Source organism: Paracoccus homiensis, assembly GCF_900111675.1.
Lineage (GTDB): Bacteria > Pseudomonadota > Alphaproteobacteria > Rhodobacterales > Rhodobacteraceae > Paracoccus > Paracoccus homiensis.
In genome coordinates this window covers 406,770-426,529 of the sequence record NZ_FOHO01000003.1, presented here as the reverse complement: position 1 = coordinate 426,529, position 19,760 = coordinate 406,770, and the positions used below count along the sequence as shown (strand labels likewise).

The 19,760-nt window shown below is 64.1% G+C and carries 19 protein-coding genes, 1 tRNA gene and 1 pseudogene; 11 read left to right on the top strand and 10 right to left on the bottom strand.

Features of this window, described 5'->3' with window-relative positions; genetic code table 11:
- Window positions 1–55 precede the first annotated feature (55 nt).
- Both purN and purM read right to left on the bottom strand, forming a co-directional pair.
- Window positions 56–643 (bottom strand): phosphoribosylglycinamide formyltransferase, encoded by a 588-nt coding sequence (gene purN, locus BMX67_RS06765; protein ID WP_090733483.1) that lies wholly within the window; start codon window positions 641–643, stop codon window positions 56–58.
- The gene (gene purM / locus BMX67_RS06760; RefSeq protein WP_425438967.1) at window positions 640–1,719 is read right to left on the bottom strand and encodes a phosphoribosylformylglycinamidine cyclo-ligase; all 1,080 of its coding nucleotides are present in this window, start codon (window positions 1,717–1,719) and stop codon (window positions 640–642) included. Before purM ends, purN begins: the two co-directional genes overlap by 4 nt.
- 82 nt (window positions 1,720–1,801) lie before the next feature.
- Here purM and BMX67_RS06755 point away from each other — a divergent pair.
- From BMX67_RS06755 to BMX67_RS06710, 10 genes are all read left to right on the top strand, one after another.
- Window positions 1,802–1,878, top strand: a tRNA-Ile gene (locus tag BMX67_RS06755).
- Between the two features lie 41 nt (window positions 1,879–1,919).
- Window positions 1,920–2,588, top strand: a complete 669-nt coding sequence (locus BMX67_RS06750; protein WP_090733482.1) for an HAD family hydrolase — start codon at window positions 1,920–1,922, stop codon at window positions 2,586–2,588.
- Entirely contained in the window at window positions 2,585–3,544 is a 960-nt protein-coding gene (locus BMX67_RS06745; protein ID WP_090733480.1) for a sugar-binding transcriptional regulator, read from the top strand. Before BMX67_RS06750 ends, BMX67_RS06745 begins: the two co-directional genes overlap by 4 nt.
- Before the next feature lie 164 nt (window positions 3,545–3,708).
- Window positions 3,709–5,034: an ABC transporter substrate-binding protein gene (locus BMX67_RS06740; RefSeq protein WP_090733479.1), complete on the top strand. Its 1,326-nt coding sequence runs from the start codon at window positions 3,709–3,711 to the stop codon at window positions 5,032–5,034.
- Window positions 5,035–5,125: 91 nt separating this feature from the next.
- Window positions 5,126–5,995 (top strand): carbohydrate ABC transporter permease, encoded by an 870-nt coding sequence (locus BMX67_RS06735; RefSeq protein ID WP_090733477.1) that lies wholly within the window; start codon window positions 5,126–5,128, stop codon window positions 5,993–5,995.
- Window positions 5,996–6,006: 11 nt separating this feature from the next.
- Window positions 6,007–6,831: a carbohydrate ABC transporter permease gene (locus BMX67_RS06730; RefSeq protein WP_090733476.1), complete on the top strand. Its 825-nt coding sequence runs from the start codon at window positions 6,007–6,009 to the stop codon at window positions 6,829–6,831.
- Window positions 6,832–6,842: 11 nt separating this feature from the next.
- Window positions 6,843–7,847, top strand: a complete 1,005-nt coding sequence (locus tag BMX67_RS06725; protein ID WP_090733474.1) for an ABC transporter ATP-binding protein — start codon at window positions 6,843–6,845, stop codon at window positions 7,845–7,847.
- Window positions 7,844–8,617: an L-iditol 2-dehydrogenase gene (locus tag BMX67_RS06720; RefSeq protein ID WP_090733473.1), complete on the top strand. Its 774-nt coding sequence runs from the start codon at window positions 7,844–7,846 to the stop codon at window positions 8,615–8,617. The genes BMX67_RS06725 and BMX67_RS06720 overlap by 4 nt, the downstream gene beginning before the upstream one ends.
- 75 nt (window positions 8,618–8,692) lie before the next feature.
- Complete coding sequence (locus BMX67_RS06715) at window positions 8,693–10,162, top strand: mannitol dehydrogenase family protein (RefSeq protein ID WP_090733472.1); 1,470 nt, start codon at window positions 8,693–8,695, stop codon at window positions 10,160–10,162.
- Between the two features lie 52 nt (window positions 10,163–10,214).
- Window positions 10,215–10,952 (top strand): cytochrome c biogenesis CcdA family protein, encoded by a 738-nt coding sequence (locus BMX67_RS06710; RefSeq protein WP_090733470.1) that lies wholly within the window; start codon window positions 10,215–10,217, stop codon window positions 10,950–10,952.
- Here BMX67_RS06710 and BMX67_RS06705 read toward each other — a convergent pair.
- The gene (locus BMX67_RS06705) at window positions 10,949–11,317 is read right to left on the bottom strand and encodes a YigZ family protein (RefSeq protein WP_245739250.1); all 369 of its coding nucleotides are present in this window, start codon (window positions 11,315–11,317) and stop codon (window positions 10,949–10,951) included. The genes BMX67_RS06710 and BMX67_RS06705 overlap by 4 nt on opposite strands.
- A 4-nt stretch (window positions 11,318–11,321) precedes the next feature.
- Window positions 11,322–11,747 (bottom strand): Fur family transcriptional regulator, encoded by a 426-nt coding sequence (locus BMX67_RS06700; RefSeq protein ID WP_090733467.1) that lies wholly within the window; start codon window positions 11,745–11,747, stop codon window positions 11,322–11,324.
- 146 nt (window positions 11,748–11,893) lie between these two features.
- Here BMX67_RS06700 and BMX67_RS06695 point away from each other — a divergent pair, with 146 nt between their 5' ends.
- Window positions 11,894–13,204 carry a GH1 family beta-glucosidase gene (locus tag BMX67_RS06695; protein WP_090733466.1) on the top strand — a complete coding sequence of 437 codons (1,311 nt, stop codon included), beginning with the start codon at window positions 11,894–11,896 and terminating at the stop codon, window positions 13,202–13,204.
- On the opposite strand, the pseudogene BMX67_RS06690 reads toward BMX67_RS06695, so the two are convergent.
- The 6 genes and pseudogenes from BMX67_RS06690 to cobU all read right to left on the bottom strand — a co-directional run bounded on the left by BMX67_RS06690 (window position 13,201) and on the right by cobU (window position 19,654).
- Window positions 13,201–14,803 (bottom strand): annotated as a pseudogene (locus BMX67_RS06690) (GMC family oxidoreductase). The gene BMX67_RS06695 and the pseudogene BMX67_RS06690 overlap by 4 nt on opposite strands.
- 158 nt (window positions 14,804–14,961) lie before the next feature.
- A complete protein-coding gene (locus BMX67_RS06685) occupies window positions 14,962–16,755 on the bottom strand; it encodes a TRAP transporter large permease (protein WP_090733465.1) in 1,794 nt (597 codons plus the stop codon).
- Window positions 16,752–17,363: a TRAP transporter small permease subunit gene (locus BMX67_RS06680; RefSeq protein WP_090733463.1), complete on the bottom strand. Its 612-nt coding sequence runs from the start codon at window positions 17,361–17,363 to the stop codon at window positions 16,752–16,754. The genes BMX67_RS06685 and BMX67_RS06680 overlap by 4 nt, the downstream gene beginning before the upstream one ends.
- Before the next feature lie 111 nt (window positions 17,364–17,474).
- A complete protein-coding gene (locus BMX67_RS06675) occupies window positions 17,475–18,194 on the bottom strand; it encodes an adenosylcobinamide-GDP ribazoletransferase (protein ID WP_090733462.1) in 720 nt (239 codons plus the stop codon).
- Window positions 18,187–19,140 (bottom strand): nicotinate-nucleotide--dimethylbenzimidazole phosphoribosyltransferase, encoded by a 954-nt coding sequence (gene cobT, locus BMX67_RS06670; protein ID WP_090733460.1) that lies wholly within the window; start codon window positions 19,138–19,140, stop codon window positions 18,187–18,189. The genes BMX67_RS06675 and cobT overlap by 8 nt, the downstream gene beginning before the upstream one ends.
- Window positions 19,127–19,654 (bottom strand): bifunctional adenosylcobinamide kinase/adenosylcobinamide-phosphate guanylyltransferase, encoded by a 528-nt coding sequence (cobU, locus tag BMX67_RS06665; protein WP_090733459.1) that lies wholly within the window; start codon window positions 19,652–19,654, stop codon window positions 19,127–19,129. Before cobU ends, cobT begins: the two co-directional genes overlap by 14 nt.
- Window positions 19,655–19,760 lie beyond the last annotated feature (106 nt).

Here is a 19,760-nt window from a genome sequence, read left to right as displayed (position 1 = left end):
GCCTTCATCGACATCACGTCGATCCGGCTCAGGCTGCGTCATTTGTCAACATGAGCTAACTATAAAAAGGCTGGTCTTTTCGTCCAAGAAAACGGCGCAGCATAGCCGGGTAAAGCTGATGTTCTTGGATCAGGACCCGCGCGGCGAGATCGGCCGGGGTATCGCCCGGCAGGATCGGAACGCGGGCATGTCCCAAGATAGGGCCGGCATCGAGATCTGGGATCACCTCGTGCACTGTGCAGCCAGCCTCGCTGTCACCGGCCTCGATGGCGCGGGCATGGGTGTTGAGGCCTGGGTATTTGGGCAAAAGAGAAGGATGGATGTTCAGCATCCGGCCTGCGAAGCGCTGGACGAAATCCGGCGTCAGGATTCGCATGAATCCCGCAAGGCAGATCACATCGGGCTCAGCGGCAAGGAGCGGGGCCAGAAGCGCGGCTTCGAACCCCGGGCGGTCGCCACGAAACTGTCGATGATCGACGGCGGCGGTCGGCACGCCCATTTCGGCGGCCTTGATCAGGCCGCCTGCTTCGGGATCGTTCGAGGCCACAAGAACCGGCCGGGCGGGATGATCGCCGGTCATGTCCTGAACCAGCCGGACCATGTTCGATCCGCCACCCGAGATCAGAATGGCGACTCGTGTCACGCGAGTTGACCAGTATAGCGCACGCCGTCGCCTTCGGACACATGGCCAAGGCGGTAGACGGTTTCGCCCTGATCCGCCAGCAGCTGGCTGATCGCGTCGGCCCGGTCGGCGGCAACCGACAGGATCAGGCCGATGCCGCTGTTGAAGGTCTTCAGCATTTCGGATTGGTTAATACCGCCTGTCTCGGCCAGCCAGGCGAACACAGGAGGCAGCGACCACGCGCCCAGATCGATATCGGCGCCCAGCCCTTTCGGAAGCACGCGCGGCAGGTTTTCGGTGATGCCGCCGCCGGTGATATGGGCCAGCGCGTGAACGCCCCCTGCCCGCACGGCCGCCAGCGCCGGTTTCACATAAAGCCGCGTCGGCACCAGCAGCGCCTGTCCCAGCGAGCCCTCGGTGAAGGGAGCTGCGGCGTCCCAGCCAAGGCCCGCGCGTTCAGCCACCTTGCGGACCAGCGAATAGCCGTTGGAATGGACGCCATCCGACGCAAGGCCCAGCAGCACATCGCCGGCCTGAACACCCGCAGGCAGCGCGGTTCCACGCTGCATCGCGCCGACCGCAAAGCCCGCCAGGTCGAAATCGCCATCATGATACATGCCCGGCATTTCGGCTGTTTCGCCACCGATCAGGGCGCAGCCCGCGCCCTTGCAGCCGCGCGCGATACCTTCGACGACACGTGCGCCTTCGTCAACCGACAGCTTCCCGGTGGCAAAGTAATCAAGGAAGAACAGCGGCTCGGCGCCCTGGCAGACCAGATCGTTGACGCACATGGCGACCAGATCCTGCCCCACGCCGTCCAGATGGCCGGTATCGATCGCGATGCGCAGTTTCGTGCCCACACCATCGGTCGCCGCGACCAGGACCGGATCGTCATACCCCGCCGCCTTGGGGTCGAACAGCGCGCCAAAGCCACCCAGCGCATCCATCACGCCGCTGCGCGCGGTCGAGGCCGCGGCAGGCTTGATCCGTTCGACAAGCGCATTCCCTGCGTCGATATCGACGCCTGCGTCGCGATAGCTGATCCCGTTATTCGTCATGGCGGCCCCCGGCTGAATGTTGCGCCCCCGATAGCCCATGGCGCGCACAGGGGCAACGGTTCTGCGCGCCTGATCCGGCTTGACCTTGGTTTGCCGCGCGACTAGGCAGATGCGGCTACACGGGCCTGTAGCTCAATTGGTTAGAGCAGGGCGCTCATAACGCCTTGGTTGCGGGTTCAAGTCCTGCCGGGCCTACCACCTTATCCGGGCGCCTTCCCTGCGGTGATAAAGGACGTGGCATGGCCATCGGGCTGATCATTTTCGACTGCGACGGCGTGATCGCCGATAGCGAGGTGCTGTCGGCCGAGGTGCTGATCGACCAGCTTGCCGAGATCGGCATCGCCATCACCATGGATGATGTGCGTCGTGATTTTCTGGGGCGCAGTTTTCCGACCGTCGCGGCAACGATCCGCAGTCGGTTTGACCGCCCGCTGCCCGACGGGTTCGAGGCGGCCTATCGCGCGCGTCTGCTGGACCGGTTTCAGACCGACCTTGCCCAGACGCCTGGTTTCGCCACGATGCTGCGCGGGCTTGGCATGCCTGTCTGCGTGGCGACGTCATCCAGCCCGCCGCGGGTTGCACGCACGCTGCAAATCCTTGGATTGACGGATGATTTCGGGCCGCATGTGTTCACCGCCAGCCAGGTCGAACACGGCAAGCCCGCGCCCGATCTGTTCCTGTTCGCGGCCCAAAGGATGGGTCGGCGGCCCCAAGATTGCCTGGTGATCGAGGACAGCCTTCCCGGCATTCAGGCAGGCATTTCGGCGGGCATGTCGGTCCTGTCCTATCGTGGCGGCCGCCATCTGCGCGACCTGCCCCGGCCGGACCTGACGGTCGACAGCTTTGACAACTGGGCCGATTTTCCGCAGTTGTTGGACAGGATCCATGCAAACGGGAACGGAACGTGACGACCGGACGCTTTACCCCCGAAGCCACGCGGCTTGATGATGCGGCGCGGGCGGGCTGGCTGTATTACGTGGCCGGCAACACCCAGGACGAGATCGCGCGCAAATTGGGCGTCAGTCGGCAAAGCGCGCAGCGGCTGGTGGCGATGGCGGTCAGTGAAAAGCTGGTCAAGGTGCGGTTGGACCATCCGATCGCGCGCTGCATGGATCTGGCCCTGTCGGTTCAGCAGAAATACGGGCTGACTCAATGCGAGGTGGTCCCCTCGGACCCCGAGGCGCCGGATCTGCTGACGGGAATCGCGATTGCCGCCGCGTCCGAACTGGAGCGCGTGCTGAAAAGCGATGAGCGCAAGATCATCAGCCTTGGCACCGGTCGCAGCCTGAAGGCGACCGTCGAACAATTGCCCCGCATGTCCTGCCCGCAGCATATCGTCGTGTCCCGGCTGGGGAACATGATGTCGGACGGATCCGCCTCGCCCTTCAATGCGACGATCCAACTGGCCGAGCGGATCGGCGCGCCGCATTACCCCTATCCCTTGCCCGTCCTTGCCCATGACAGCGACGAGCTGACGACCATGAAAAGCCAGGAGGCCGTGCGCAATACCATCGCGCTGTGCGAACGGGCCGATCTGTCATTGGTGGGAATCGGGCAGATGGACATGACCGCGCCGCTGCATGTTGACGGCTTCGTCGACAATGCCGAGATGCAGGAACTGGCCGATGCAGGTGCCGTCGGCGAAATCACAAGCTGGGTCTATGACGCTCAGGGGCGGATCATCGATTGCGCATTCAACCGCCGCGTCGCCTCGGCCCCGCTGCCTCGGGCCGAAGATCGCCCCGTCGTGGCCATCGCATCGGGCGAAGCGAAACTGCCCGCGATTCGGGCGGCTTTGCTGGGCGGGCTTGTGAACGGGCTGATTACCTCGGAAGCCACGGCCGAGCGTCTTCTGGCGCGCTGAGCGCGACAATTCGGGACATTTCTCAAGGCAATTTTCAGCGCTCTGTCAGGATGTTGGCAGGGCGATCAGTCAATTCATCAACTGTTTCGTTGACAGAATCACGCCCTTGATCGAGTATTTGCCCATCGGCAGGGCAAATGCCCATGCCGCAAGGGAGGATCAAGATGAAGATGTATTGGCGCGCCCTGATGGGTGCCACCGCGCTATGCGCAACCGCTGGTCTGGCCTCGGCCCAGGACAATGTCACCCTGACCATCGCCACCGTGAACAATGGCGACATGATCCGGATGCAGGGCCTGACCGACGATTTCACCAGCCAGAATCCGAACATTCAGCTGGAATGGGTCACGCTGGAGGAAAATATCCTGCGCGAACGTGTGACCACAGACATCGCCACGCAGGGCGGCCAGTATGACGTGCTGACGATCGGCACCTACGAGGTGCCGATCTGGGCCAAGCAGGATTGGCTGGTCGCGCTGGACGGCATGCCCGAGGATTACGACGCCGACGACCTGCTGCCCGCCGTGCGCGAGGCCCTGTCGGTCGAAGGCACGCTGTATGCCGCGCCCTTCTACGGCGAATCGGCAATGGTGATGTATCGCACCGATCTGGCCGAAGCCGCCGGGATCACCATGCCCGACAGCCCGACCTGGGCCGACATCAAGGCCGCCGCCGAGGCCATGACCGACAAGGACAACGAGGTCTATGGCATCTGCCTGCGCGGAAAGCCGGGCTGGGGCGAAAACATGGCCTTCCTGACGGCGATGGCCAACAGCTATGGGGCGCGCTGGTTCGATCCCGACTGGAACCCGCAATTCGACAGCGAGGAATGGAATGCCGCACTGACCGATTATCTGGATCTGATGACGAATTACGGCCCGCCGGGCGCGTCCTCGAACGGGTTCAACGAAAACCTGTCGCTGTTCCAGCAGGGCAAATGCGGCATGTGGATGGACGCGACCGTCGCGGCCAGTTTCGTGACCGACCCCGAAAATTCGACCGTGGCCGACAGCGTGGGCTTTGCGCAGTTCCCGAACAAGGAAGGCCTGGACAATCACGGCAACTGGCTGTGGGCATGGTCGCTGGCAATCCCGGCATCCTCGCAGAAACAGGATGCCGCCAAGGCGTTCATCGCCTGGGCCACGTCCAAGGGCTATACCGAACTGGTTGCCGAAAACGACGGCTGGCGCGCCGCCCCTCCGGGCACGCGGACCTCGCTGTATGAAAACCCGGACTACCAGGCCGAGGCGCCCTTTGCCGAACAGACGCTGACCGCCATCAATGCGGCCAACACGCAGAAATCCTCGGTTCAGGACATTCCCTATACCGGCGGCCAATTCGTCGCGATCCCGGAATTCCAGGGCATCGGCACGGCGGTCGGGCAGCAGTTCTCGGCGGCGCTGGCCGGACAGATGTCGGCCGAAGATGCGCTGGCTGCGGCCCAGTCCAACACCACGCGCGAAATGACCCGGGCCGGTTACATCAAGTAATCGCAGACCACCGCGCCGCCCGTCCCGCGGGCGGCGCATTCTAGGGGGAAGGCGCACCGGTCAGGGCGCGCCGTCGGAGGAGGATCACGTCATGGCGACCCGCCAGACTGCCAGTCTTGCGCGCCTGATGCGCGCACCGGCCATCATCCTGTTGCTGATCTGGATGCTCGTGCCGCTGGGAATGACGCTTTACTATTCGTTCCTGAACTACAACCTTCTGAACCCCGCAAACACAAGCTGGGCCGGCTGGTTCAACTATCAGTATTTCTACAGCGACCCCGCCTTCTTCGAATCGATCTGGAACACGCTGGTCCTGGTGCTTGGCGTGCTGCTGATCACGGTCTGCGGCGGCATCGGGATCGCCATGCTGATCGACAAGCCGATCTTCGGTCAGGGCCTTGTGCGCATCCTTGTCATCAGCCCGTTCTTCGTCATGCCGCCGGTGGCGGCGCTGATCTGGAAGAACATGATCATGCATCCCAGCTATGGCGTCTTTGCGGATATCGCGAAATTCTTCGGGGCAAACCCGGTCGACTGGTTCGCGCAATTCCCGCTGCTGTCGATCATCCTGATCGTGGCCTGGCAGTGGCTGCCCTTCGCGACGCTGATCCTGCTGACATCGCTGCAATCGCTGGACGGCGAACAGATGGAAGCCGCCGAGATGGACGGCGCCCCCGCCCTTAGCCGCTTCATCTATCTGACGCTGCCGCATATGGCGCGGGCGATCACCGTGGTGATCCTGATCCAGACGATCTTCCTGCTGGGCATCTACGCGGAAATCCTTGTGACGACCAATGGCGGGCCGGGCTTTGCCTCGACCAACCTGACCTACCTCATCTACCGCGCGGCCCGTCTGAATTTCGACATCGGGGGCGCAGCCGCCGGGGGCATCATCGCGGTCATCCTGGCCAATTTCGTCGCCATCTTCCTGATGCGCGCCGTCGGCAAGAACCTGGATTAAGGAGGTCAGACATGGCACGCGCCGTATCCCGCAACACCAAGATCGGCTACACGATCGCCGCATGGATCGTAGCCCTGATCATCTTCTTTCCGATCCTCTACACCATCATCACCAGCCTGAAGACCGAACAAGAGGCCATCGCAGGGTTTGACCTGATCCCGTCTTTCAGCCTGTCCAGCTATGAGACGGTGCAAAGCCAGAACAACTATTGGCGGCCGTTCACCAACTCGGTCATCCTTGCGGTCGGCTCGACCCTTCTGGCGCTGATCGTGGCGATCCCGGCGGCCTGGGCGATGGCGTTTTCGCCGACCAGGCGGACCAAGGACATCCTGATGTGGATGCTGTCCACCAAGATGATGCCTGCCGTCGCGGTGCTGGTGCCGATCTACCTGATCTTCCTGCGCACCGGGCTGATGGATACCCGTATCGGGCTGGTCATGATCCTGATGCTGATGAACCTGCCGATCGTGGTCTGGATGCTGTACACCTATTTCCGCGAGATTCCCGGCGAGATCCTGGAAGCCGCGCGGATGGACGGCGCCACCCTGAAGGACGAGATCCTGTATGTCCTGACGCCCATGGCCGTGCCCGGCATCGCATCGACCCTGCTGTTGAACATCATCCTGGCCTGGAACGAGGCGTTCTGGACGATCCAGCTGACCACCACCAATGCCGCGCCGCTATCGGCCTTCATCGCCTCGTTCTCAAGCCCGCAGGGCCTGTTCTGGGCGAAACTTTCGGCGGCATCGACCATGGCCATCGCGCCGATCCTGATCCTTGGCTGGTTCAGCCAGAAACAACTTGTCCGCGGCCTGACCTTCGGCGCGGTGAAATAAGGAGAACCACGATGGGACGTATCACCCTGGAAGGCGTGGCCAAGCGTTTCGGCGATGTCGAAGTCATCCCGCCCCTGAACCTGGATATCGAGGACGGTGAATTCGTCGTCTTCGTGGGCCCGTCGGGCTGTGGTAAATCCACCCTGCTGCGGCTGATCGCGGGATTGGAGGATGTCAGCGACGGGCGCATCCTCATCGACGGAACCGACGCCACCGACGCCTCGCCCGCGAAGCGCGGTCTGGCGATGGTGTTCCAAAGCTATGCGCTGTATCCGCATATGTCGGTCCGCAAGAACATCGCCTTTCCAATGAAGATGGCGGGCATTCCCGCCGATGAACAGAACCGCCGGATCGAGGCCGCGGCCAAGGCGCTGAACCTGACGAACTATCTGGACCGCCGACCCGGTCAATTGTCGGGTGGTCAGCGTCAGCGCGTCGCCATCGGCCGCGCCATCGTGCGCGAACCCTCGGCCTTCCTGTTCGACGAGCCGCTGTCGAACCTGGACGCCGCGCTGCGCGTCGGCATGCGCCTTGAAATCAGCGAGCTGCACAACCGCCTGAAGACCACGATGATCTATGTGACCCACGATCAGGTCGAGGCGATGACCATGGCGGACAAGATCGTCGTGCTGCATGCGGGCCGCATCGAACAGGTGGGCAGCCCGCTGGACCTGTACAACGCCCCGAAGAATGCCTTTGTCGCAGGCTTCATCGGCAGCCCCCGAATGAACCTGTTTTCGGGTCCGGCGGCGGCTGAATACGGCGCGGAAACCATCGGCGTGCGCCCCGAACATATCAGCGTCTCGCCCGACAGCGGCAAATGGAAGGGCCGCATCGGCGTCAGCGAGCATCTTGGCTCGGACACGTTTCTTTATGTCGAGGATACCGGACTGGCCGAAACGATCACTGTCCGTTCGGACGGCGAGGTCAATCTGCGTCACGGCGACACCGTCTGGCTGACCCCGAACGAAGACAAGATCCACCGCTTTGACAAGGCCGGGGACCGTATCGCATGAACCGCCTGTCCGGCAAACGCGCCCTGATCACCGGCGCCGCGCGCGGCATCGGCCTGGAATTCGCCCGCGCCTATCTGGCCGAGGGCGCGCAGGTCGCCATCTGCGACATCAATATCGACGCCGCGACCGCCGCCGCCGGGCATCTGGGCCGGGGGGCGATCGCCGTCCGGCTTGACGTGACCGACCAGAACTCGATCGACGGCTGCGTGGCCGAGGTCGAGGATGCGTTTGGCGGCATCGACATCCTGATCAACAATGCCGCGCTGTTCACCGCCGCGCCACTGACCGAAATCACCCGCGCCGATTACGACCGCATCTTCGCGGTCAATGTCTCGGGGACGCTGTTCATGATGCAGGCCGTCGCGCGCGGGATGATCCATCGGGGCAGCGGCGGGCGCATCATCAACATGGCCAGCCAGGCCGGTCGTCGCGGAGAATCGCTGGTCGCCGTCTATTGCGCCAGCAAGGCCGCCGTCATCAGCCTGACCCAGTCTGCGGGGCTGAACCTGATCCGTCACGGCATCAATGTGAATGCCATCGCGCCGGGCGTCGTCGATGGCGAACATTGGGACGGCGTCGATGCGTTCTTTGCCCGGCACGAGGGCAAGGCACCCGGCCAGAAAAAGCGCGAGGTCGGCGCCGCCGTGCCCCTTGGCCGCATGGGCACCGCCGCCGACCTGACCGGCATGGCCATCTTCCTTGCCTCGCCCGAGGCCGATTACATCGTCGCCCAGACCTACAATGTCGATGGCGGCAACTGGATGAGCTGACCGCCCACGCGGATCAGCCCGAATGATGCATTGCCCCCGCCCTTGGCGGTCGGGCGCTTGACGAAAGGTGCCACCATGGCCGTGACCCTGTCCCTCTCCTCGCTGGCCGATCTGGACGCGGCCGTCAGCCGCCCGGCCTATGACCGCGGTGCCTTGCGCCCCGGCATCCTGCATGTCGGTGTCGGCAATTTTCACCGTGCCCATATGGGCTGGTATCTGGATCAGCTGTTCGAGGCCGGTCAATGCCATGACTGGGCGCTGATCGGGGCCGGCGTTCGCCCCGGCGATGCGGCGATGCGCGACCGGCTGGCGAAACAGGACTGGTTGACCACGGTGGTCGAACTGGACCCAAAGGGTCTGTCGGCCCGCGTGACCGGCGCGATGGTCGATTTCATCGACATCGATCCCGCCCGGACCATTGCCGCCATGGCCGATCCGGCGATCCGCATCGTTTCGCTGACGATCACCGAAGGTGGCTATTACGTCGATGCAAAGACCGATGGCTTTGACGCGGCACATCCCGACATGGCCCATGATGCCGCCCATCCCGACGATCCGCGCAGCGTGTTCGGCATGATCCTTGCCGCGCTGCGTCGGCGCCGCGATGCGGGCCTTGGCCCCTTTACCGTGATGTCCTGCGACAACCTGCCCGAAAACGGCCATGTCTGCGCCCGCACCGTGACCGGGCTTGCGCAGCTGTCCGACCCCGCGCTGGCCGAATGGGTCCGGGAGAACGTCGCCTTTCCGAATTCGATGGTCGATTGCATCACGCCCGCCACGTCGGACCGCGAACGCGATCTGTTGCGTGACCGGTTCGGCGTCACCGACGCCGCCCCCGTCGTCTGCGAGCCGTTCCGCCAATGGGTGCTGGAGGACAATTTTCCGCAGGGCCGGCCCGCGCTGGAACAGGTCGGCGCAGAATTCGTGGCCGATGTCAGCCGACACGAGTTGATGAAACTGCGGATCCTGAATGGAGGCCACGCAGCCATCGCCTATCCTTCGGCGCTGCTGGGACATCACTTCGTGCATGACGCGATGGCCGACCCGCAGATCGAAGCCTGGCTGCGCGCCCTTGAAACGCGCGAGATCCTGCCGACGCTCGCCCCGATCCCCGGCGTCAGCTATGCCGATTATCTGGAACTGATCGTCAGCCGCTTTGCCAATCCCGAAATCGGCGACACCATCCCGCGCCTGTGCCTTGACGGATCCAACCGTCAGCCGAAATTCATCCTGCCGACGCTGGCAGACGCACTGCGCGACGACGCCGCGATCGACGGCCTGGCGCAAGAGGTGGCCTTCTGGTGCCGCTATTGCGAACGTGTGGACGAGGCCGGGAACCAGATCGCGCCGAATGACGACAACAGCGACGCGCTGCGCAACTACGCCCTTGCCGCGCGTCAGGACCCGCTTGCCTTCCTGTCGAACCGCACGGTCTTTGGCAGTCTGGGCGACAACCCGCGCTTTCAGGCCGCCTTCGCGACCAAGCTGAAACTGCTGCACGACGTGGGCACGCGCAAGGCGATCGAGGTTTATCTGGCCGCTTGACCCCCGCGCCATTGTCGGCCACCCCCGACAGCGGCGCAGACATGGGGACCAGATGCCAGAGATCGGATATTGGGGCGCGATGGTGGCGGGGCTTCTGTCCTTCCTGTCGCCCTGCGTGCTGCCGATGCTGCCGTTCTACCTGTCCTATGTGGCGGGCATCTCGATCGCTGAACTGCGCGGCGAAGATCGGATCGCGCCGGGGGTGCAGCGTCGGTTGGTCCTGTCCGCCATCGCCTTCGCGCTTGGCGTCACCACGATCTTTCTTCTGTTCGGGCTGGGCGCGACCGCATTGGGGCAGGCCTTTGCCGAATGGCGGCGCCCGCTGTCCTTTCTGGCCGCCGGGGTATTGCTGATCTTCGGGCTGCATTTCATGGGCCTGCTGCACCTGTCGATCCTGACACGCTCGGCCCGGTGGTATGGCGCGATGCGGCCTGCCGGGATGTCTGGGGGCTATCTGATGGGTCTGGCCTTCGGCTTTGGCTGGACGCCCTGCGTCGGACCGGCGCTGACCGCGATCCTGTTGGTTGCATCGGCCGCCGACAGCCTGTGGCAGGGCGCCGGCCTGCTGCTGATCTATGGGCTGGCGATGACCCTGCCCTTCGTTCTGGCGGCAATCTTTGTCCGTCCGGCGCTTGCCTGGGCGGCCCGCCGCCGCAGGCATCTGCGCCATGCCGAAAGGCTGATGGGCCTGATGCTGATCCTGTTTGCCCTGCTGATCGCCACGGGCAGCGTCAATCGCATCGCCGATTGGCTGATCCTGAATTTCAACTGGTCCGCGACGTTGATCTAATCGGCCTGATCGCCCAGCCCGGTTTCGCGCAGGTAATGCCGCACCGCATCCGCGACATGGCGGAACCGGTCGCCGCCCAGATGCTTGCCGCCATACCAGCGGGTGACGATCACGACATGATCGGTCAGCGCCGCACGTTCCAGCATCTGCAACATCAGCGCGCCCGCCCCGGATTCGCCGTCGTCATCCTTGACCGGCTCACCCGACAGGACCGCCGCCCAGCTGTTATGCGTGGCCTTGGCAAAACGCTTGGTCCGTTTCAATTCGCCCAGCAATGCGGCGGCCTCTTCGCGCGTTCGGGCCGGCCCGCCCGACACCGCATAACGCGATCCCCGATCCGAAATGATCTTGTCGAACACCTGCAACGGCCTAACCCTTTGCCGATTTGCGCACATAGAGTTCAAGGCGGTGATGAACGATGTCATAGCCCATCTCGGCGGCGATTTCGGCCTGAAGACGCTCGATACGGTCATTGGTGAATTCCATCACCTCGCCGGTTTCCACATCGATCATGTGATCGTGGTGATGTTGATCGGCGGCCTCCCAGCGGGCGGGCTGATCCTGGAATTCCAGCTTTTCGATGACACCCTGCGCCTGCAGGGTCGTCAGCGTGCGATAGACGGTCGCCAGCGACACGCCCGCACCCGCCGCCTCGGCGCGGCGATGCAGTTCCGCCGCATCGGGATGATCCTCGCTGGCGGCGATGATGCGCAGCAGCGCGGCGCGCTGACGCGTCACGCGGACACCCGCCTCTCGCAGAGCATTTTCAAGCTGTTGGGCACGATCCTGAACCATGGCCCCGGTATGACCCAATTCCCGGGGATTTGAAACGGGTTTACGAAAGCCATTGTGCGGGAGCCACGACCGAGCTTAGCCCCTAGGCAGCGCGTCGCGGCTGTGCCAGCCTGCCCCCACACCAACGCCCCCGGGAAGGAGTGACCATGCTGCCGCCGCGCAATGCGTTTCCGCAGGATTTCATCTTTGGCGCGGCGACTGCCGCCTATCAGATCGAGGGATCGGCCCATGGCGGCGCAGGCCCCTCGCATTGGGACAGTTTCGCCGCGACGCCGGGCAATGTTCTGGATCACAGCAGCGGCGCACGCGCCTGCGATCACTATCTTCTGTGGGAAACCGATCTGGACCTGATGCGCGACGCGGGTTTTGATGCCTATCGCTTTTCGACATCCTGGGCACGGGTCATGCCGGACGGTCGCAGCCTGAACATGCAGGCGCTGGATTTCTATGATCGGCTGGTCGATGGCATGTTGCAACGCGGGCTGCAGCCCTATCTGACGCTGTATCACTGGGATCTGCCCGCGGCGCTGGCCGATCTGGGCGGGTGGCGCAATCGCGACATTGCCGCATGGTTCGCGGATTACGCGCGTGCGGTTCATGCGCGTCTGGGGGATCGACTGGCCAGCACCGCCACCCTGAACGAGCCCTGGTGCATCGCCTGGCTGTCACATTTTCTGGGCGCACATGCACCGGGCCTGCGCGACATCCGTGCAGCGGCGCGGGCCATGCATCATGTCATGCTGGCCCACGGCACCGCCGTTCAGGCCCTGCGCGCCGAGGGCGCGAAAGATCTGGGCATCGTCCTGAATTTCGAAACCGCCCATCCCGCCGATGACAGCGAACAGGCGGCGGCCTCGGCCGCGCGTCAGGACGCGATTTATAACCAGTGGTTCATTCGCGCGGTGATGGGTCAGGGCTATCCCGATGCCGCATTGCAGGGTCTGGCCCCGCATCTGCCCGCAGGCTGGCAGGATGACATGGCGCAGATCGCACAGCCGATCGACTGGCTGGGCGTCAATTATTACACCCGCAAGATGCACGCCCATGCGCCGGGCTTGTGGCCCAATGATGCCGCCAGTGACGGCCCCCTGCCCAAGACGCAGATGGGCTGGGAAATCCGGCCCGAGGGGCTGACCGAATTTCTGACCCGCCTGTCACGCGATCATATCGGCCAGATGCCCGTCTATGTGACCGAAAACGGCATGGCGCTGGCACCGGGCGACGACCCGACCGACGATGCCGACCGGGTGGCCTTTATCGGCGATCACCTTCGCGCGGCGCGGGCGGCGATGGATCAGGGCGTCAATTTGCGCGGCTTTTTCTATTGGTCGCTTCTGGACAATTACGAATGGGCGTGGGGCTATGGTCCGCGCTTTGGCCTGATCCATGTCGATTACGACAGCATGGTCCGTACCCCCAAAGCCAGTTGGCATGCCTTCCGCCAGATGCTGCGCTAGCGCCCGCCAAGGATCAGGTCGGCGGCCTTTTCGGCGATCATGGTGACCGGCGCGTGGGTGTTGCCCGACACGATGCTGGGCATGATCCCGGCATCGGCAATCCGCAGGCCCGCGATGCCGTTCACCCGCAATTCGGGATCGACCACCGCGCCCGGATCGCTGCCCATGCGCGTCGTGCCGACCGGGTGGAAGATCGTCGTGCCCACATCGCCCGCCGCGCGTTCCAGATCGGCATCGCTTTGCAGATGGGCACCGGGTTTCAGCTCTTGCGGCGCAAAGGCTGACATACGCGCTGTCTGCATCAGCCTGCGGGCGTGGCGCAGGCTTTCGACCGCGACCTGCCGATCACCCGGCGTCGACAGATAGCAGGGCTGGATCGCCGGCGCGGCCATCGGATCGGCCGAGGTGATATGACTGTGCCCGCGGCTTTCGGGACGCAGGTTGCAGACCGAAATCGTCAGCGCCGGGAAATCATGCAGAGGATCGCCGAATTTTTCCAGCGACAGCGGTTGCACATGATATTCGATATTCGCGGTCTCGTAGGCGTCCGAGGATTTGGCAAAGATCCCCAGCTGGCTGGGCGCCATCGCCATCGGACCGGTCCTGCGCAGCGCGTATTCCAGCGCGATCCCCGCTTTGCCCCACAGGCTGCGTGCCCGGTCGTTCAGCGTGCATGCGCCACTGATGCGGAACACGGTGCGCAATTGCAGATGGTCTTGCAGCTCCGCACCGACGCCCGGTGCGTGATGGGCGGTCGCGATCCCCAGATCCGCCAGCCGTTCGGCATCGCCGATCCCGCTGAGTTCCAGCAGCGCCGGACTGTTGATCGCCCCGGCCGCCAGAATGATCTCGGCCTTGGCGCGGGCCTGCGTGACCTGACCGTTCTGGGCAAATTCGACCCCGGTGGCACGCTTGCCGTCCAGCAGGATGCGTCGCGCCTGCGCACCGGTTTCGATCCGCAGGTTGGGACGCTTGCGCGCGGGGTTCAGAAACGCCTTGCGCGCATTCCAGCGCAGCCCCCCCGCGTTGGGTCACCGGAAAATAGCCGACCCCCTCATTGTCGCCGCAATTGAAATCGGCGCAGGCCGGCAGACCCATTTCCTGCGCGGCCTCGGCCACGGCATCAAGGATCGGCCAGCTGAGGCGCTGTTGCTCGACCCGCAATTCGCCCTGATTGCCATGCAGGTCCGAACCCGGTCCAAAATGCCGCTCGGAACGGCGAAAATAGGGCAGCACGTCATCCCATGCCCAGCCCGGATTTCCCGCCTGCCGCCAGCGGTCGTAATCGGCCGCCTGTCCGCGCATATAGATCATGCCGTTGATCGAGGAACAGCCACCCAGCACCTTGCCGCGCGGATAGTTCAGCCTGCGCCCGTTCAGGCCCGGCTCTGGTTCGGTCTGATAACACCAGTCCAGCCGCGGGTTGCCCATCGCGTAAAGATAGCCGACCGGGATATGCACCCAAAGCTTGTTGTCGCTGCCCCCGGCTTCCAGCAAAAGCACCTTGTTGGCGGGATCGGCCGACAGGCGGTTTGCCAGAACGCAGCCGCCCGAGCCTGCACCGATGATGATGAAATCATATTCCCCAAGGTCGCGCATCTTCCCCCCATTCCCTGCCGGTCATCTTCGCGTCGCACGATCATCGGAACACCGGGGGATGTCCAGCCCGGTCCCCGATCAGGATCCGGAACGAAAGCCGCCCGCGCGACAGGCATCGCGCGGGCGGTCATTGATCAAGGATGCGGCAGGGGCGCGGGTTACTGGCCTTCGACCGGTTCGGCGGGTTCGGGCGTGCCGAAATTCGGCGACCCGCCCAAACCGCCAAGACCGCCGCCCAGACCGCCGCCGGCATCGTTTCCACCCGGCGCCGCGCCCTGACCGAAGGGCGAACCGCCAAGGCCGCCCAAGCCCCCGCCAAGGCCACCGCCCAATCCGCCAAGACCACCGCTGCTGGGGATCTCGATCTTGACATTCGAGGCGTCGATGGGCGCCCCCTTGTAGTGCATGACCATCTGCGGGAAGGCGATCACCAGCGCGATCATCAGCAGTTGCAGCCCGACGAAAGGCACCGCGCCGCGATAGATATCGACCGTGCTGACCGCATCGATCTGCTTGCCGGTAAAGCTGTCGCGATAGGGTTTGCGCGGCGCGACCGAGCGCAGGTAGAACAGCGCAAAGCCGACCGGCGGTGTCAGGAACGAGGTCTGCATCACCATCGCAAGGATCACGCCGAACCAGATCAGGTCGATCTCCAACGCGGTTGCGGCGGGGATCAGCAGCGGCACGATCACGAAGGCCAGCTCGAAGAAATCCAGGAAGAAGGCAAGGAAGAAGATGATCGCACAGACCGCGATCAGGAACCCGTATTCGCCCCCCGGCAGCGCCGTCAGCAGATCGCGCACCCAGATATGCCCGTTGATTGAATAGTAGGTCAGCGAAAAGACCGTCGCACCGATCAGGATGAACATCACGAAGCTGGACAGACGCGTGGTCGACAACAGCGCCTGCCGCACGACATCGACCGTCAGGCGACGCTTGACCGCCGTCAGGGCCAGCGCACCGACCGCGCCCATGGCACCACCCTCTGTCGGGGTGGCGATGCCCAGAAAGATCGTGCCCAGCACCAGAAAGACCAGCGCCAATGGCGGGATCATCACGATGATCACCTCGCGCGTCATCGGCGACATCAGGCCCAGTTTCAGGTGACGGTCGGCCAGCGCCGCGATCAGCATGACAACGACGGCGATGGTCGCGGCCCAGATCTGGCTGTCCTTGCCAAGGGTCGCGCCCAGATACCGTTCGGCCAGCCAATAGACCGCGATGGCCGCGACGATCGAGATGATCAGCGACCAGCCGCCGCCGCCAAGCGTGCGGGCCTCGGGGGGCAGCGCGGGCATGGCCTTGGGACGGATGATCGACAGGACCGCGACATAGGCAAGATAGATGCCCACCAGCACGAAGGCCGGGATCAGCGCGCCCTTGTACATATCGCCCACCGAACGACCCAGCTGGTCGGCCAGAACGATCAGCACCAGCGACGGGGGAATGATCTGCGCAAGCGTGCCGGAGGCGGTAATCACACCGCTGGCCAAACGCTTGTCATAGCCATAGCGCATCATGATCGGCAGCGAGATCAGGCCCATCGAGATCACCGACGCGGCCACCACACCCGTCGTCGCCGCCAGCAACGCGCCGACGATGATCACCGCATAGGCCAGACCGCCGCGCACCGGGCCGAACAGCTGGCCGACGGTATCCAGCAATTCCTCGGCCATGCGCGATCGTTCCAGCACGATCCCCATGAAGGTGAAGAACGGGATCGCCAGAAGCGTATCGTTGCGCATGACGCCGAATACCCGGTCGCCAAGCGCGCCCAGCAGGTTCCAGCCCAGGTTGATCTGGTCGGTATAGGGCGTGATGAACACGCCGATGAAGAAGAACAAAAGCCCGTTGGCCGCCAGCGCGAAGGCGATGGGATAGCCGAACAGAAGAAAGACGACCATCGAGAAGAACATGATGGGCGCCAGATTATGGGCGATAAGGTCGATCACGCGCGGCCCCCGTTGTCATCGTTTCGGTCGTCGGTGGCGACGGTCATCAGGCGGGCCTCTTGCATGATGGTGTCATGGGCGTCGACATGGCCATGAGGGTCGGGAACAAGACCGCGCATCACGGCGATCTTCTTGATCAGTTCGGACAGCCCCTGCACGAACAGCAGCACGAAACCGGCCAGCAGGATCGCCTTGGCCGGCCAGATGATGAGACCGCCCGCGTTCATCGAAATCTCATGCGTCCGCAGCGAGGTCATCAGCGACGGATAGACCAGCGAGATCATGATGACGCAGAAGGGCAGCAGAAAGCACAGCGTGCCGATCAGGTCGATCCAGTGCTGAACCCGCCGCGACCAGCGGCCATAGATCACGTCGATGCGGATATGTTCGTTTTCCAGCAGCGTATAGGCCGCCGCCAGCAGGAACGCGCCGCCGTAAAGATACCATTGCAGTTCCAGCCATGCGTTCGACGACAGGCTGAACAGCTTGCGGATGATGGCATTGATCGCGCTGACGAAGATCGCCAGCAGGATCAGCCAGGATGCGCTGCGACCGATCAGCGAATTGATCCGGTCGATGACGCGAGACAGGGCCAGTAGGCCGCCCATGTGAAGCCTCCCTCTAAACGGGCCGGTTGCCTTGGCCCGGCCTTCGGTTCTGGTAGCGAATATGCCCCGCGATATGCGCGAGGCAGGTCAATCGGTCAAGAAAATCCCCGTTCAGCCCTGCAAAATCAGCGCAAAAGCGGTCAGAATCGCTGTTTCCGCCAGAACCGACGCGGCGCCCAGCACGTCTCCGGTCTGTCCGCCCAGCCAGATCCGTGCCTGACGGATCACCAGCGCGGTGGCGGCCAGACCGGCGATCAGCGCCAGGCCCGCGCCCTCGCCGGCGATCAGGATCACGCCCGCGCCAAGTATCGCTGCCGCGCCGACATTCTTCCAGCCCGGCGCACCGGCCGCCGCGGCAAGCCCATCGGCCCGCGCAGGCACCAGCGCCCCCATGGTCAGGACGATCGCGGCACGACCGCCGGCCGCCGCGGCGATCAGGTGCAGCGGCGACAGGGTGGTCACGGCCGCGATGCGCAGCACGGTCGTCAACATCAGGGCCATCACGCCGAAACTGCCGATCCTGCTGTCGCGCATGATCGTCAACCGCGCATCGCGGTCCTGCCCGCCCGCGGCATCCGCAAAATCTGCCAACGCGTCTTCATGCAGCGCCGCGGTCAGCCAGACGGCGATCGTCACGCACAGCACCGCACCCAGAAATTCGGTCACGCCAAACATCAGCGGCAGCGCCGAGATGGCACCGATCAGCGCACCGGCAAGGGGAAAGGCCCAACTGCTATGGGCCAGCGACATCAGGCGCGGCGGCAGAAACCGCGCCAGAGGCAGTCTTGTCAGAAAGACCAGCGCCAGCGTCAGCTGTTCAAGTCTACGCAATTCCGGCCTCGGCAAATGTCGCCATGCCGTCGTGACAGGCCAGCGCCGCCCGCAGCACCGCCACCGCCAGCGCGGCGCCCGATCCCTCGCCCAGCCGCATGTCCAGCGACAGGATCGGCCGGATGTTCAACGCGGCGATCAGCCGGCGATGTCCCGGCTCGGCGCTCTCGTGGCCAATCAGGCAATGCGCCAATGCGTCGGGATCGTCGCGGGTCAGAACGGCGGCTGCGGCGGTGCAGATGAACCCGTCAAGGATTACCGGCAGGCCCAGTTCCCGCGCCCGCAGGATCGCCCCGCAGATCGCGGCCTGTTCGCGCCCGCCGAAAGCCGCAAGTGTTTCGCGCGTGGTGGCGGGGCTGTGCAGGGTCAGGCCTTCGGTGACGACGCGCAGCTTGCTGGCCAGAATGTCGTCGGTAGCACCCGTGCCCGGCCCGACCCAATCCTCGGCCCGACCGCCAAGCGTGCTGGCCGCTAGGATCGAGGCGACCGTGGAATTGCCGATCCCCATTTCGCCCAGCACCAGAAGATCGGCATCGTCGGCAATCGCAGCCGCACCTTCGGCCATGGCGCGATCGACCTCTTCAAGCGTCATCGCGGGGCCTTGGGTGAAATCGCCGGTCGGGTGGTCGATATCCATCGGCACTGCCGACAGATCCACGCCGGTGACGTGACAGATCTGGTTGATCGCCGCGCCGCCGCTGCGGAAATTCTCGACCATCTGGCCGGTCACCTCGGCGGGAAACGGGTTCACCCCCTGCGCGACGATGCCGTGATTGCCCGCGAAGATCAGCCCCTGAACACGGCCCAGATGCGGACGCGGCGTGCGCTGCCAGCCTGCCATGAACTGAGCCAGCTCCTCTAGCCGCCCCAACGAGCCGGGGGGCTTGGTCAGGCTGTTCTGGCGTTCGCGCGCGGCGGCGGCGGCTTCATGATCAAAAGAGCGCATCTTCTTCCCTTGATGGTTTCAGCTTCAGGGGCTGGCCGCTGACCGACATCCAGACCTGATCCGCGATCCCGGCCACAGCCTGATTCATCCAGCCATGCTGATCGCGGAACTCGCGTGCAAGTTCATTGCCCGGAACGATCCCAAGCCCCAGTTCATTTGTCACCAGAATGACGGGACAGCACTGTTGACGTAACGTCGTACAAACTGCGCCGATATCCGCCGATCCGAAACAGTTCGACAGCCACAGCGTCAGGCAGTCGACCAGGCGGACCCCCTGCCCGTCAGTCCGCGTCAGGGCGCCGGCCAGATCGAAGGGTTCTTCGATGGTCGTCCAGCCCGCCCCACGACGCTGTTGATGTTGTTCAATTCTTCGGCCCATTTCATCGTCGCCGGCCTGCGCGGTGGCGATGTAGATGCGGGGCAGATCGTGGCGCGCGACCAGCCGTTCGGCCAACGCGGATTTGCCCGAACGCGCCCCCCCGGTAACCAATGTGATATGCCCGTTTGCCGTCATTGCCGCCCCATCTTCCACATGCCCGCGCGCGAGAAAAGCGGAAACCTGCTTTACGCCGCCGAGCGATCAATTAACGTCGCGCCATTCCGGTGCCTAAGACACCGCA

Excerpts from the sequence above, each read along its gene's own strand:
- purM (WP_425438967.1), bottom strand. The coding sequence starts at position 1,719 with ATGGGCTATCGGGGGCGCAACATTCAGCCGGGGGCCGCCATGACGAAT.
- BMX67_RS06750 (WP_090733482.1), top strand. The coding sequence starts at position 1,920 with ATGGCCATCGGGCTGATCATTTTCGACTGCGACGGCGTGATCGCCGAT.
- BMX67_RS06740 (WP_090733479.1), top strand. The coding sequence starts at position 3,709 with ATGAAGATGTATTGGCGCGCCCTGATGGGTGCCACCGCGCTATGCGCA.
- BMX67_RS06735 (WP_090733477.1), top strand. The coding sequence starts at position 5,126 with ATGGCGACCCGCCAGACTGCCAGTCTTGCGCGCCTGATGCGCGCACCG.
- BMX67_RS06730 (WP_090733476.1), top strand. The coding sequence starts at position 6,007 with ATGGCACGCGCCGTATCCCGCAACACCAAGATCGGCTACACGATCGCC.
- BMX67_RS06725 (WP_090733474.1), top strand. The coding sequence starts at position 6,843 with ATGGGACGTATCACCCTGGAAGGCGTGGCCAAGCGTTTCGGCGATGTC.
- BMX67_RS06720 (WP_090733473.1), top strand. The coding sequence starts at position 7,844 with ATGAACCGCCTGTCCGGCAAACGCGCCCTGATCACCGGCGCCGCGCGC.
- BMX67_RS06715 (WP_090733472.1), top strand. The coding sequence starts at position 8,693 with ATGGCCGTGACCCTGTCCCTCTCCTCGCTGGCCGATCTGGACGCGGCC.
- BMX67_RS06710 (WP_090733470.1), top strand. The coding sequence starts at position 10,215 with ATGCCAGAGATCGGATATTGGGGCGCGATGGTGGCGGGGCTTCTGTCC.
- BMX67_RS06700 (WP_090733467.1), bottom strand. The coding sequence starts at position 11,747 with ATGGTTCAGGATCGTGCCCAACAGCTTGAAAATGCTCTGCGAGAGGCG.
- BMX67_RS06695 (WP_090733466.1), top strand. The coding sequence starts at position 11,894 with ATGCTGCCGCCGCGCAATGCGTTTCCGCAGGATTTCATCTTTGGCGCG.
- BMX67_RS06680 (WP_090733463.1), bottom strand. The coding sequence starts at position 17,363 with ATGGGCGGCCTACTGGCCCTGTCTCGCGTCATCGACCGGATCAATTCG.
- cobT (WP_090733460.1), bottom strand. The coding sequence starts at position 19,140 with ATGCGCTCTTTTGATCATGAAGCCGCCGCCGCCGCGCGCGAACGCCAG.
- cobU (WP_090733459.1), bottom strand. The coding sequence starts at position 19,654 with ATGACGGCAAACGGGCATATCACATTGGTTACCGGGGGGGCGCGTTCG.